A 14,122-nucleotide genomic window follows, 5' to 3' on the forward strand; every position below is an offset into this window, starting at 1 on the left:
TCAGACGGTGTAGCCACCGTCGACGTTGAGCTTCTGACCGCTGATGAATCCGGCCGCGTCGCTTGCGAGGAAACATACTGCTTCGGCGATGTCGGCAGCTGATCCGAAGCGCTTCAACGGGATTCGGCTCATCGTCACGTCGAGCGCGCCTTGGTCGAGTTCGGCGGAGCTGATCAGGCGCTCCGCCATTCCGTCCGTCAACATGCCTGGTCCTACAGCGTTGAACCGGACGCCGTAGCGTCCTTCCTCTGCGGCGAATCCGCGAACAAGTTGTTCGACAGCCCCTTTGGTGCCAGCGGAGAGTCCGTCGCGCACGGGAAAGCGATCCGTTGCCGCGGTTGTCACCGCCACCACCGAACCCGAGGATGCACGCAGCGCAGGCAGGGCGGTGTGGACGAGGGTGAAGAACGCCGCGGCCTCCTGGTTGAGTTGTTCGGTGAAGAACGCCGGCGTCACACGTGAGAGGTGCGTCATCGGGACGTGCGGTCCCGCAGCGTGGACCAGCGTCGTCAATGTGCCCAGATCATCGACCGCATCGTTGACGGCGGCGCTGATCGACAACTCGTCGGTCAAGTCGAGAGCGTACGAGTGGGCGCGCACGCCATGCGCTCGAATCTGCTCGCTCAGTTGCTCGGCAGCGCCCTTGTTGTTTCGGTAGGTGAAGGCGACGTCGTGTCCGCGTTCGGCAAGGGTCAGGGCGATCGCCGACCCGATTCCACCGGTTCCGCCGCTGACAAAAGCGGTGCGTACTGCGCTCACAATGCCTCCAGATGTCTGCCGATTTCAAACCTAACAAATGCTTGGTTGGGGTGCCAATCGGAATATATCAGTGCGCGAAGGACAGGCTCAGATTGCTATCGCAACCGGACTGATCGTCCTAATCTGTTGCCATGTCCGGAGACAGTGTGCAGTTGACCGACGGGGCGCCCGGTGGGGAATCGGAACCTCACGCACCGAGTTTGAACAATCGCCTCAACTGGCTGCGTGCAGGTGTTCTGGGTGCAAACGACGGAATCGTCTCGACCGCAGGTCTCGTGGTCGGTGTTGCGGCAGCCACGACCGAGCGCTCCGCGATCTTCACAGCAGGTTTTGCTGGACTGGTTGCCGGCGCTGTGTCCATGGCGTTGGGCGAGTACGTCTCGGTCAGCGCTCAGCGGGATACCGAACGCGCACTCCTGCAGAAGGAGAAGAAGGAACTCCTCGAGACCCCGGAGGCTGAACTTCAGGAACTGACCGAGATCTACGAGAACAAGGGATTGAGTCCGGAGACGGCCCGCCGCGTCGCCGAAGAATTAACCGAGCACGACGCCTTCGCGGCGCACGTAGAAGTCGAATTGGGTATCGATCCAGACGATCTCACCAATCCGTGGCACGCGGCGATTTCGTCGGCAATCTCGTTCACGATCGGCGCGGCGATCCCGTTGGTCGCAATTCTGGTGCCGCCGACAGGCATCCGCGTCCCTATCGCATTTTTCGCGGTGCTGATCGCACTTGCGCTGACCGGGACGATCAGCGCGACGCTCGGCGGAGCTCGCAAGACCAGAGCGGTGCTACGCGTGGTGATCGGCGGCGCGCTGGCGATGGCCGTGACGTACGGAGTAGGTCAGTTGGTGGGCACGGGTCTCGCCTGACCCCTGCTGTGCGCCTTTCTTAACCGCGGGGGGTTAATAAAGGCGCACAGCAATTCAGGCGCGACAGATCATGACCGGCCCTGGCGCATGGTGCAGCAGATTCTGGCTGGTGGAGCCCATCACGGCGCCCGCCATCGCACTGCGGCCGTGACTTCCGACAACTATCAACTGTGCGTCGTCGGCGTATTTGAGCATGACGGGAGCAGCGGCACCGGGTTCACTGATGCGGGTGACCGGCACGTCCGGGTACTGGTCGGCCATACCGGCTAGATTTTCCGCCAGTAGCGCCGATTCCTCCTGCTCGACAGCCTCCCAGTCGATCAGGATTCCCGCTCCGCCTTCGCGGAAGGTGGACGAACCCTGCCAGGTGTGGACCGCGATGAGCGGCGCGTCGAACTGATCGGCATAACGAAACGCGTACTCGACGGCCTTCTTGCTCAACGCGCTTCCGTCGACTCCGACGATGACGGGACGCTGATCCGGACCGGGATTCTCCGCCGAACCACGCCACACGGTGACCGGACAGGTTGCATGATTGGCCACCTTCAGTGCGGTCGATCCGAGCAGCCGTGAGCGCAGTGCACCCGATCCGGTCGACCCCATCACGATCAGGCGTGCGGTACCCGAGGATTCGAGGATATGCGTCGACGCCGGCCCTGGCGCGATCTCGGATTCGATGGTCAGTCCGGGGAATTCGGCCGAAATCACCGTGGCGGCGGCCTCGACGATCGCTTCGCCGTCTTCGCGGATCTGGCTGAGGAACTGTGACTGCAACATCACCGCAGCGGGACTGTAGATCGGGCCCTCTTGCGGCAGGGCGTGCGCCAGAATCAGCCGTGAGTTCACCGCGTTCGCGACGGAGGCCGCCCACCGGGCCGCCGCCGTCGAGGCCTCGGATCCGTCGATACCGGCGACGATATCCTGGTGTCCTGCAAGTGTGTTCATGTCTACTCCCTCTGAAATGATCGAGATCGGTCGACTGGTTACAGCGACGTCACCAGAGTGACGATGCTGACTTCACGGCTTCCTTCCACGTCTTGCGTAGCAGGGTCGATTGCCCGTCGGCTATTTCCAGTTCTCGTCGGTAGGCCATGCCCAATCCGAAACTGGTGAGCGAGGTATGCTCCTGCTCGGCTGCCATTGCAAGTAGATGATGTTGGGCGACAACGGAATCCTGGTGCTCGCCGAGAACATCCTGGAAGTGGCTGAAATGCTTCAGTGCACGCTTCGCTCGGCTCTTCGACACGGGTTCCATGACCTCGATCGCGTACTTCATCCGCTTGGCTCCCTTGCGGGCGCGGTGCATTCGCTCGTCACGCTCGGTGCGGCTATCGGCATCGAAGACGTGATCGACCCGCTTACCGACCTTGTGTGCCAGGTGCCGCAGGGTATGGGCCAACTCTCGTGCCGATGCCTTCTTTCCGACGCGGTGGGTGGCGGTGTCGAATTCGAGGTCGCCGACGTACTCGTCGAGGCGATCGAGCAGCGTGGTGTATCGCTCGGAATCGAGCGCCTCGAGGGCTGTTTCCTGGGCGGTTTCACCACGTGCAGAGAAGAACTCGTCGATTCGAGCTCGCACAGCTTCTCGCTCGGGCATCTCGTCGATTTCGCCGAGGCGTTCCACAAGACGCTCCCACTGGACCTCGACGTCGCGGGCGTCACCGAACTTTCCACCGATCCACCGCAGATCCGTGATGAGATCGTCGGTCTTGGGGGAGTGGCCGGCGTACGACTGCAGAGCGCTGCGGATGCGACGTGCCGCAACCCGGAAGTCGTGAACGGCTTCGTCGTCGGCCCGACGCGTGCCGAGATCCGCGGCGACCAGTGCGCGCAATTGTTCGATGAGGTAATTACGCAACAGAATCCGCGGATTCGACGCCTTGCCCGAGGTGACCTCGTGACCGGCGTACGGTGTGACCGACGTGCCCAGTGCTCGTTTGAGTTTGGACGGACTCGCAGAGCGCTCCAGCCCGGCGTCCAGTAGAACCGACTCGATTGCATCGGCCAGCTCTTGCCCGCCTGCGCCTTGTTCGACCTCGACTTCCTGCCACGTCGACTCTCCGGAACCGTCTGCCTTGCAGGCGATGACGGTGTCGGAGACCACTTCGGCAAGCAGCACACCGTTTTCGCCGTTGAGCCTGGTGCGCTCCCGATCGGTGATGATCAGGGCGACCGGCACCAGATCGTGACCGCGAATGATCGCCCGGATCAGACTCGACAGCGGCGAGGGCACATCGGTGCTCTCGTCCGGGGGAAGTTGGATTTCGGTTCGAGCGTCCTGGCCTGCGGGAAGTTTCATGTGCCACCCCGCGTCGTCGCCACCCTCACGCTTGCGCAGCGTGATCTTCTCGGCCAGCAACCGGTAGTCCGCGGTGTCGAAGTAGGTGGCAGAGAGCTGTATCGAGTCGTGGACCGGTTCGCCGACAACACCGGGAAGTCCGCCCAAGGCGGGAACTTCCTGCTCGGCCGGCGCCTCGTACTTGCGCTCGATCTCCCGTACGGCTTCGGGTACGACGGCGGTCTTGCTCATCTGGTCTCCTCTTGCGGTGCGGTCTGCGCTTCCATCCTCCCGGTATCGGAGGCGCAGTGGAAGGGTCCGGGGTCCCTACGGCGAGTCGCCACTGCCTGATTCGTCCGGCCAGGACAGGGTCCGCCGACTTTCGAACCGTTGCAGCCGGCCGGTCGTGGGATCCTCGAACTCGAGAACCTTCGACAGCAGGCGCAGCGGGTTCGAATAATCCTCTGCGGCAACGTCGTAGAAGTCGGGATAGAAGTTGTCGCCGTGGATCGGTAGCCCGAGCGAGGTCATGTGCAGGCGAAGTTGATGGGTCTTGCCGGTATGGGGAATCAACCGGTACCGCGCGAAGCCGTCTCGCGTTTCGATCAGTTCGATCCGCGACTCGCTGTTGGGTTCGCCCTCGATCTCCGCGGCCTTGAGCACGCCGCGTTCTTTCACGATGCGACTGCGCACGACCACGGGAGTGCTCACCTGCGCGTCGTAACGCGCGATGGCCTCGTATTCCTTGGCGACGCGGCGCTCGGCGAACATGGTCTGATAGCCGCGCCGGGCCGACTGATGCACGGTGAACAGCAGCAGTCCCGCCGTGACGCGGTCGAGGCGATGCGCTGGACTCAACTCCGGCAAATCGAGATCTCGACGCAACCGCACCAAGGCCGATTCGGCGATGTATCGCCCGCGGGGCGTGCTCGCGAGAAAGTGCGGCTTGTCCACGACCAGGATGTTTTCGTCCCGATAAAGGATGTCGATCTCGAACGGCACCCGCGTTTCGACGGGAGGGTCGCGGTACAGGTAGACGAACCGCCGGGGAGCAAAAGCGCTCGTCTCGGTGATTCCGACACCCTTCTCGTCGACGACCTCCCCGGCTGCGACCTTCTCCCGCAATCGGACGGCGTCCTGGGGGAACCGTTCGAGCAGGTAGTCGAGCGTCGTCGTCCACATGCCGTCGTCTGGCTGACGGATGCGACTGGGGTTCAGGCCGTCGCGGACGGGAAGCGGTGATCGTGACACATCTTCAAAGCTAGCCGTCCGGTCGGCATTCAGACCTATTGACGACATATGGGACGGAAGTTACTATCCGGTAAGTTCGTGACACCGGTCACTGTCGTGGGGGCAGGGCTGGGTCATCACAACAGAAAATTGGGGTTTTCGTGAGGACACGACTTCTACGTCGAAGGTCGACAACGATTGCGGTGGGGCTGTGCGTCGTGGGATTGACGGTGCCGAGCGCCGTCGCTTCTGCGGATCCGACGGGAGGGTCGGACGGGCAGGCCTGGCTCGCGGCAACGGAGGCGACGCCGCAGTATCCGGGGGTCTCCATCGAGTGGGACGTGCCCATCACGATGAGTGACGGCACAGTTCTGCAAGCGAATGTGTACCGACCGGCGGATGCATCCGGGCGGGCCGTGGAATCGAAGACGCCTTCGGTCCTCAACATCACGCCGTACACGAAACTGCTGGACACACTGGTGGATTCAGCTCTGTCGATCCCGCAGGTCGGTGAGACGCTGATGGACGTTGCGAACTCGCTCGACCTCGCGGCGCCGTTCGACGGCGTGTCGGAGTTGACGGGCGTCATCGCCGGCGGAGGCGCCAGGGTTCTCGGCGTCAACCGTGATCTGGTCCAGAACGGATACACGCAGGTAGTGGTCGACGCACGTGGAACCGGCTTCTCCCAAGGTAATTGGGACGTGCTCGGTAAGCGCGAGCAACAGGATTCGGTCGAGGTCATCGACTGGATGAGCAAGCAGGGGTGGTCCGACGGGAAAGTAGGGATGGCGGGCATCTCGTACTCCGCGATCAACTCGGTGCAGGCGGCGAGCAACAATCCATCTGCACTGAAGGCGATCTTCCCGGTCGAACCTGGCAACGATCTGCTGCGCGACATCGTCGGAACCGGTGGCGGCCTCGGAGTCGGGTTCATGCCGTTGTGGTTGACCGCGGTCAACGGGCTCAAACTCATCCCGAACGTTCAGGACATCCTGCAAGGAAACTTCGATCCCCTGTGGTTGGCGAGCCGCCTCGAGGATCCCGGTACGCTGATTCCCGAACTGGTGCAAGCGATGACGGCTCAGAGAATCGAGGACGTGTCACCGTCGACTCTGCAAGTCGCGCAAGACGGGCAGTTCTATCAGGACCGAGCCGCTGACGTCGGCAACATCGCCGTTCCGACGATGGTCTACGGCGGTTGGCACGACATCTTCGCCAACAGTGAGCCGCGGATCTACAACGGAATCGATCTGCCGCCCGGGCAGAAGCAGTTGATCATGGGGAACGGCTATCACGTCACTCCCGGTGGAGGATTCGGCAAGGACGGTGCGCCGCCGCGCCTCGACGTGCTCGAACGTGCGTGGTTCGACAAGTGGCTCAAGGGCATCGACAACGGAATCGATCGTTACGGTCCGGTGACGATGTTCCAGCAAGGCGGCGGATGGATCACGGACGATCAGTTCCCGCGAGCCGGTGCGAGCTACGAACGTATGTATCTGAACTCTGCGCCCAGCGGTACTGCCGCCCACGCAGCGCACGACGGTTCGCTGACGAATGACCCGCCCAGTGCCGCAGCGCGATTGACAGTCGCACCAGGACTGCGAGGCTTCTGCTCCGGTGACGGAACTCAGGGAACTGCCGGGATCTCCGTGGTGCTCGGTGCGACGTGTTCCAAGGATTCCCGATTCCAGGAAGCGGAGGGCCTGACGTTCACCGGTGAGGCAGTGACGGAGCCGACCTCACTCTCGGGCCCGATCAACGTCCACCTCGAGACCGTCCTGGACGCGACGGACGGATTCTGGGCAGCGACGGTCAACGACGTAGCACCGGACGGAACATCGACACCGATCACGAACGGCGCTCTGACTGCGTCGCTGCGGGCAGTCGACGATTCGAAGAGCACTCGCTCGGCCAACGGTGACTACAGTGAACCGCACCACTATCTGACGATCGACACGCGTCAGCCGGTGGTTCCCGGTGAGGTCACCACCGTCGACATCAACATGCTCCCGACGGACGCAGTGCTGCAACCGGGGCACCGGCTCCGCGTCGACGTCTACGCTGCCAGCGTGCCGCGATACCTGGCGCTCGGCCCGATGCTCGCCGACAGCCAACTCAAACCGCAGCACATCGAGTTGGCTGCAGACCGGCCGAGCTTCGTCAACGTTCCGTTCGTCGGGGGCCGCTGACTCGGATTGGATCGGCGGCGTGAGAACCTGCGGGCTCGCGGACGTTCTGAGAAGATCGTCCGATGACAGAATCCCGACTCTCCGCCGCCGTCCACGATCGTCTGGACGGACTTCTGGATCCGGTGGACGAGCGGCTCGCGGCGCAGTACCCGGGAAACCGTGACGAGATCCAACCCGTGCACACGATTTACGTCAGTGCCGCGGATGCAACCGTCGACACCCCTCGACTCTGGGGTGAGCAGGCGATCGCGCTTCTCGATTCCCATGCTCATGTGTTCGCCGATCTCGACACGGAGAATGCGCTCGCTGATGTGCGAGTTCAACTCGGCCGCAAGCCGGTCCAAGACTTTCGGATCGATTTCGAGGACGGGTACGGACGCCGCAGCGACGAAGAAGAAGACGATGCAGCGACGTCGGCCGGACAGACGCTTGCCGCGCTCAGCGCTGATCCTGCCGGGCCGAACTGGAGTGGAATCAGGTTCAAGGGGTTGCCGGCCGGTGAGCGTCGGCGCTCGATCAGGACGCTCGAGCTTGTGCTCGACGCGGCCGGCAGAGTGCCGGACGGATTTGTCTTCACCGTTCCCAAACTGCGCGCGGTGGAGCAGGTCACGGCGACGGTGTTGCTCTGCGAAGAGCTGGAGAAGGCGCACGGACTCGAGCTCGGTTCGCTTCGGTTCGAGTTGCAGATCGAGAGCCCGCAGGCGGTCATCGCGGCCGACGGAACGGTGGCAGTTGCTCAGGCCATCCATCGCGGTGCCGGTCGTCTGACCGGTTTGCATTACGGCACTTACGATTACAGTGCAGCTTGCGGAATTGCATCGCGTCATCAGTCGCTCGAACATCCGGTGGCAGACCACGCAAAGGCTGTCATGTTGGCTGCTGCCGCGCAGACCGGCGTCTGGGTGTGCGACGGGTCGACTCAGGTCGCGCCTATCGGGAGCGCCACGGCGATCCGCGACGCGATCACTCGGCACCATCGCCTCGTCACGCGGTCCCTGGAACGCGGTTACTACCAGGGGTGGGACATGCACCCTGGGCATCTGGTCACCCGCTGGCTCGCCACGTTCGGCTTCTATCGCAACGCGCTCGGCGCCGCTGCCCCGCGCATCCAGTCGTACTTGGGGCGCCAAGGTGGCGACGTGATGGACGAACCTGCAACCGCCCAGGCGCTCGCAGCGGTGGTACTGCGCGGGCTCGACGCGGGGGCTTATCCGGAATCCGAAGTTCTCCGGCTCGCCCCGAGCGCCGACACCAACGCACTCCGTCACCTCGTAGGACGCACCACACCGATCACAGGAGAACACTGACCGATGAGCACCACCGAATTCACCTTGCTGCCCGATCTCGCACTGCGCACCCTCGGCGGAGCCGTCATCTGGGCGAACGACGAGGCGTTTGCCGAGCGTGAGGCCCTGATCCGCCCAGGCAAGGCCGGGTACCAGCCGGCGACGTTCGGTCACAAGGGGCAGGTGTACGACGGTTGGGAGACGCGTCGCCGCCGGGTGGCAGGCCATGACGAGGCGATCGTTCGACTCGGTGTTCCCGGAGTGGTGCGAGGCGTCGTGGTCGACACCGCGTGGTTCAAGGGCAATTACCCGCCCGAGATCTCGGTGGAAGCAATCTCGGTCGACGGGTATCCGGATCCCGCCGACCTGGCCGGATCCGGCGAGTGGACAACCATCGTCGAGCGCTCGACCGTGCACGGTGACTCGGAGAATCCGTTCTCGGTGGCGTCGGAGGAGCGGTGGACGCACGTCAAGCTGACCATTTACCCGGACGGCGGCGTGGCGAGATTCCGTGTTCACGGCGAAGCGCGGCCGGACCCGCGTTTCCTCGATGCCGGGCCGTTGGACCTCGCAGCACTCGAAAACGGTGGCCGCGTGACCGATTGCTCCAACATGTTTTACAGCTCACCGCAGAACATCCTGTTTCCCGGACGCGCTGCTTCGATGGGTGACGGGTGGGAGACCGCCAGGCGCCGCGACAACGGAAACGACTGGGTGCAAGTACAACTCGCGGGTGAAGGCGTGCTGAGTTTCGTCGAGATCGACACCTCGTACTTCCTCGGAAACAGTCCAGGTGAGGGCGCTCTGACCGGGCGGACGTCGGAGGGGGAGTGGATCGAACTGTTGCCGCGCACGACGCTGCGTCCGGATACGCGCCATCGCTTTCCGATCGATTCCGAAGTCCAGGTCACCGATGTTCGTCTGGACATCTTCCCGGACGGTGGCCTGGCGCGGCTGAGAGTCTTCGGCGTACTCACCGACGCTGCTCGCGCTGTGATCTCCGGGCGCTGACGGTAAAGTTGTTGGCATGAGCGACTATCCGCGCGACGACTATCCCCGGGACATGGTGGGGTACGGCCCTCATCCGCCGCATCCGCACTGGCCCGGCGACGCGCGGATAGCGGTTCAGTTCGTGCTCAACTACGAAGAGGGAGCCGAGAACAACGTCCTGGACGGGGACGCGGCTTCGGAAACATTTCTGTCGGAAATGACTCCGGCAGAGGCATTTCCGAATCGACACATGAGCATGGAATCGCTGTACGAGTACGGCTCACGGGCCGGGTTGTGGCGTGTACTGCGAACCTTCGAGCGGCGAAACCTGCCTCTCACGGTCTTTGCGGTGGCGCGGGCGATGCAGCGTAACCCCGAAGCAGTCAGTGCTTTTCAGGAGTTGGGCCACGAGATCGCGTGCCACGGATTACGTTGGAAGTCTTACCAATCCGTGGACATCGAGCGCGAACGCGCTGACATGGCCGAGGCGGTGCAGATTCTGCGAGATCTGACGGGTTCGGCGCCTCTCGGTTGGTACACCGGGCGCGATTCACCGAACACCCGCGAATTGGTCGTCGAGCACGGCGGCTTCGTCTACGACTCCGATTCATACGCCGACGATCTGCCGTACTGGGTCGACGTTCCGCGTGGCGCAGAATCGGTGAAGCACCTGGTCGTTCCGTACACCCTTGACACCAACGACATGCGTTTCGCCTCTCCCGCAGGATTTCCCAGCGGTGATCAGTTCTTTGCGCACCTACGCGATGCCTTCGACGTGCTGTATGCGGAGGGGACGGCCGGATCGCCCAAGATGCTCTCGATCGGGTTGCACTGCCGCATAGTCGGCCGCCCTGCCCGTGCGGCCGCTCTCGAGCGATTTCTGGACCACGTGCAGTCACACGAGAAGGTCTGGATCGCGCGGCGCATCGACATCGCCGAGCACTGGAAGACCGCGCACCCCGTTTAGATCACGGTCGGTCGACAAAAGACTTCATTCGAGCAGTCCGGGTACTGGTTCGACTGCCGCGTATTCCGCCATCGAATTCTAGGCCATTGACAACTGGCACGGTTGTGGATGACTCTTTGTAGATGGAGAAACACACAGCAGTCGAAGCGTCTTCGAGGTGAGCCGACCGGTGCCGACCAAGAAACCGACCAAGAACCGCGGATCGAAGTTGTCCCACAATGCCCGCGCAGTGGTGACCGGCGCCGGCAGCGGAATCGGCCGTGCCTTTTCGTTGGAGTTGGCGCGCAGAGGCGGTGAGGTGATCTGCGCGGATATCTCGCTGGAACGGGCCAAGGACACAGTGGCACTCATCGATGAGATCGGTGGTACCGCGCACGCCGTCAAATGCGATGTGTCAATTCGTGAGCAGGTTCAGGACCTGGCGTTGTTCGCGGAACTCGAACTTGCGGGTCCGCTTTCGTTGGTGATCAACAATGCCGGGGTGGGTATCGGTGGAAAACCGGTGGGCGAGATCGGTTTCGACGATTGGGAGTGGGCACTCGGGATCAATCTGTGGGGTGTCGTGCACGGCTGTGAGATATTTGCTCCACAACTGCGTGCGAGCGGCGCCGGGGGATTCATCAACGTGGCCTCGGCTGCTGGGTTTGCGGCTGCGCCGCTGATGGCGCCCTACAACGTCGGTAAAGCCGCCGTGATGTCGCTCTCGGAGACCTTGTCCGCTGAACTTGCCGGTACGGGAGTGCGGGTGACGGTGCTGTGTCCGACCTTCGTCAAGACAAATGTTGCTCTCGACGGCCGAATCACCGCGGAAGCAACACAATTGGCGCAAGCGTTGATGCGGCGAACCGGCTTTTCGCCGGAGCGCATCGCCGTCACCACTCTCGACGCCTACGACAAGGGTCGACTCTACGTGGTGCCGCAGTTCGATGCGAAGGTGATCTGGCGACTCAAACGGTATCTACCCGTTGCATACACGTGGGGCTGTGGAGTTCTCAATCGCTTTGCACCGAAACAGAAGTCGGGATCATCTGGAACTTCGGCGGCGCCGGAGACGAACTCGCCGAGCACGAAAGGAGCGTGACATGTCCTTCGATTTCGACGGCATGCTGCACAAGATCAAGGACCGCCAATGGGCTCTGGTGGACATCGACTGGGATGCTCCGGGCGCCGAGACGATCAGTCCAGAGCTTCATGCGAAGCTGAAACCGTTCATGTCGGACCTGATGTGGATCGAGAACGTCGGTGCCCGTGGCTTCTCTGCGATGGCTCTCAAGGCGCCGACTGAAACTCTCCGAGACATCTATCGGCATTTCCACGCCGAGGAACAGAAGCACGCCAACGCCGAACTCGCGCTGATGCGTCGGTGGGGAATGCTGGACGGCGACGAGATGCCCGAGCCCAACATCAACGTCAAGCTCGTCATCGACTGGCTGGACAAGCATTCCGACGGTTTGTCGCTCTCGATTCTCGGGACCGTCATACCGATGCTCGAGGTGGCGCTCGACGGAGCCCTGGTCAAGTTCATCATGGACGAGATCGAGGATCCGGTCTGTCAGGCTGTGTTCAAGAAGATCAATGCAGACGAGTCCAGGCATCTGGCGGTCGATTTTGCGGTGATCGAGATGCTCGGGCACTCGACGACGCGCAAGCTCGTTGTCGAAACCGTCGGCGCCTGGTTGAATCCGGCGTTGATCATCGGGACACTTCGCTACATCCCGCTGCTGAACAAGATGCGCGACAACATCGTCGACATGGGAGTGAACGAGGAACGGCTCTACACCGCGATGAAGCGATTCAGGAACGTAGGCGAACGGAGTCCGGCCGCGCTCCGCGTCCCGATGTATCGGGTGGTGAAGTGGCACGGCAACATGGTCATCAATCGCAACCATCCCTACCATCTGCTTGCCGATCGGATGGTCAAGGTCACTGGCCGACTTTCCGGCAGCAGGCTCAATTCCGAGCCGACCTGGGCCAAGGAACTTACGTACGAGCCACTCGCATGAGTACTGCCGAGCCACTGTCAGTGGCGATCATCGGTGGAGGTTTCGCAGGAATCGGAGCGGCGATTCGGTTGAAGCAGAACGGTATCGAGGACTTCGTCGTTCTCGAACGCGGCACGGAGGTCGGCGGGACGTGGCGCGACAACACGTATCCGGGAGCTGCGTGCGACATTCCGTCCCGTCTGTACTCGTACAGTTTCGCCCCGAACCCGGACTGGTCGCACACCTACTCGGCCAGCGCGGAGATCCTCGGCTACATCCGAACGATGGTGAAAGAGTTCGGCCTCGAGCCGAAGATTCGGTTTCGGTGCAACGTCACGGGCGTCGAGTGGGACGAGCAGACAGGTGTCTGGGCGATCGCGCTCGAGGGCCGTGAAGCGGTCATTGCCCGGACCGTCGTCATGGCGTCCGGTCCGCTGGCGAACGTCAGCTTTCCTGCTGTTCCGGGTTTGGAGAGCTACGAAGGACACAAGATTCACAGTGCTCGCTGGGACCATGACTACGACTTCACCGACAAGCGGGTCGCAGTGATCGGAACCGGGGCCAGTGGCGTCCAGATCGTCCCTGAACTCGTGAAAACTGCACGATCAGTGAAGGTTTTCCAACGAACACCGGGATGGGCATTGCCGCGAGCAAACCTACGCACCCGATCTCGCACGAAGGATCTGTACCGTCGTCATCCGGTCGTCCAGACTCTGGCGCGTCGGGCTTGGTACTGGGGACACGAATCGGTAGCTCTCGGGGTGGTGTGGGAATCCCCGTTGACGAGGGTGGTGGAAACAGTCGGGCGTCTTCATCTGCGCATGCAGGTGAAGGACCCGTGGTTGCGGCGACAACTCACTCCCGACTTTCGGGCAGGGTGCAAGCGGTTGCTGATGACCAGCGAGTATTACCCGGCTCTCCAGCAAGACAATTGCACACTCGTGACCTGGCCGATCGCGAGATTGGCGCCACATGGCATTCGCACGGTCGAAGGGATCGAGCATCAATTCGACTGCATCGTCTTCGCCACCGGCTTCGACGTTTGCAAGACCGGAACACCGGTCCCGATCATCGGCCGGGACGGACGTGTGCTCGCTCAGGAGTGGAAATCCGGGGCGCGTGCGTACAAGAGCATTGCGGTATCCGGTTATCCCAACCTGTATTTCACCTTCGGACCCAACTCGGGTCCGGGGCACAGCTCCGCCCTTGTGTACATGGAAGCGCAACTCGACTATCTCGCCCAAGCGATCAAGATCGTTCTCGAGCGCGACCTCAAGGCACTCGATGTTCGTCAAGATGTCGAAGATGCGTACAACGTCGAGTTGCAGCGTCGGCTGTCGAAGACCACGTGGAACTCGGGATGTTCGAGTTGGTATCTCACCGACGAAGGATTCAATGCCACTATGTTTCCCGGTTTCGCGACCCAGTACGTGAACCAATTGAAATCGGTGGATCTTCGGGACTACACGAGCACGGTGCGCGAGAAAGACACCGCGCAGACCTGATCCCGGGTTCTGATCGGCCTGGTGTTGCCACTAAGTTGGAATCGTGACGACCGACGCGGCAGAG

Annotated in this window: 12 protein-coding genes; 8 read left to right on the forward strand and 4 right to left on the reverse strand. The window is 62.4% G+C overall.

Translation table 11 applies throughout. The features are described 5' to 3' along the window. Positions 1-759 carry an SDR family NAD(P)-dependent oxidoreductase gene (locus V3587_RS03250; protein WP_030535265.1) on the reverse strand — a complete coding sequence of 253 codons (759 nt, stop codon included), beginning with the start codon at positions 757-759 and terminating at the stop codon, positions 1-3. Positions 760-890: 131 nt separating this feature from the next. Between V3587_RS03250 and V3587_RS03255 the strand changes: the two genes are divergently transcribed. Beyond that, positions 891-1,631, forward strand: a complete 741-nt coding sequence (locus V3587_RS03255; RefSeq protein ID WP_007733901.1) for a VIT1/CCC1 transporter family protein — start codon at positions 891-893, stop codon at positions 1,629-1,631. 54 nt (positions 1,632-1,685) lie between these two features. Here the strand turns inward: V3587_RS03255 and V3587_RS03260 are convergent, their stop codons facing one another. From V3587_RS03260 to V3587_RS03270, 3 genes are all read right to left on the reverse strand, one after another. Then, entirely contained in the window at positions 1,686-2,576 is an 891-nt protein-coding gene (locus tag V3587_RS03260; protein WP_054188924.1) for a universal stress protein, read from the reverse strand. Between the two features lie 49 nt (positions 2,577-2,625). After that, positions 2,626-4,161 (reverse strand): CYTH and CHAD domain-containing protein, encoded by a 1,536-nt coding sequence (locus V3587_RS03265; protein ID WP_030535267.1) that lies wholly within the window; start codon positions 4,159-4,161, stop codon positions 2,626-2,628. A 75-nt stretch (positions 4,162-4,236) separates the two neighbouring features. After that, on the reverse strand, positions 4,237-5,208 hold the full coding sequence (locus V3587_RS03270) for a pseudouridine synthase (RefSeq protein WP_051649588.1): 972 nt from the start codon (positions 5,206-5,208) through the stop codon (positions 4,237-4,239). A 92-nt stretch (positions 5,209-5,300) separates the two neighbouring features. Here V3587_RS03270 and V3587_RS03275 point away from each other — a divergent pair, with 92 nt between their 5' ends. The 7 genes from V3587_RS03275 (at position 5,301) to V3587_RS03305 (ending at position 14,058) form a co-directional block, all read left to right on the forward strand. Continuing rightward, on the forward strand, positions 5,301-7,328 hold the full coding sequence (locus V3587_RS03275; protein WP_054188923.1) for a CocE/NonD family hydrolase: 2,028 nt from the start codon (positions 5,301-5,303) through the stop codon (positions 7,326-7,328). A 62-nt stretch (positions 7,329-7,390) separates the two neighbouring features. Beyond that, positions 7,391-8,635: a DUF6986 family protein gene (locus V3587_RS03280; RefSeq protein ID WP_030535270.1), complete on the forward strand. Its 1,245-nt coding sequence runs from the start codon at positions 7,391-7,393 to the stop codon at positions 8,633-8,635. Between the two features lie 3 nt (positions 8,636-8,638). Continuing rightward, complete coding sequence (alc, locus tag V3587_RS03285) at positions 8,639-9,625, forward strand: allantoicase (RefSeq protein WP_030535271.1); 987 nt, start codon at positions 8,639-8,641, stop codon at positions 9,623-9,625. A gap of 16 nt (positions 9,626-9,641) precedes the next feature. Beyond that, complete coding sequence (puuE, locus tag V3587_RS03290) at positions 9,642-10,571, forward strand: allantoinase PuuE (protein ID WP_003940421.1); 930 nt, start codon at positions 9,642-9,644, stop codon at positions 10,569-10,571. Between the two features lie 169 nt (positions 10,572-10,740). Next, complete coding sequence (locus V3587_RS03295; protein ID WP_050654767.1) at positions 10,741-11,652, forward strand: SDR family NAD(P)-dependent oxidoreductase; 912 nt, start codon at positions 10,741-10,743, stop codon at positions 11,650-11,652. A gap of 1 nt (position 11,653) precedes the next feature. Next, positions 11,654-12,574: a ferritin-like domain-containing protein gene (locus V3587_RS03300; protein ID WP_283376117.1), complete on the forward strand. Its 921-nt coding sequence runs from the start codon at positions 11,654-11,656 to the stop codon at positions 12,572-12,574. After that, on the forward strand, positions 12,571-14,058 hold the full coding sequence (locus V3587_RS03305; protein ID WP_007733920.1) for a flavin-containing monooxygenase: 1,488 nt from the start codon (positions 12,571-12,573) through the stop codon (positions 14,056-14,058). Before V3587_RS03300 ends, V3587_RS03305 begins: the two co-directional genes overlap by 4 nt. Positions 14,059-14,122 lie beyond the last annotated feature (64 nt).

The organism is Rhodococcus sp. IEGM 1306 (assembly GCF_036541985.1).
GTDB classification, from domain to species: Bacteria; Actinomycetota; Actinomycetes; order Mycobacteriales; family Mycobacteriaceae; genus Rhodococcus_F; species Rhodococcus_F qingshengii.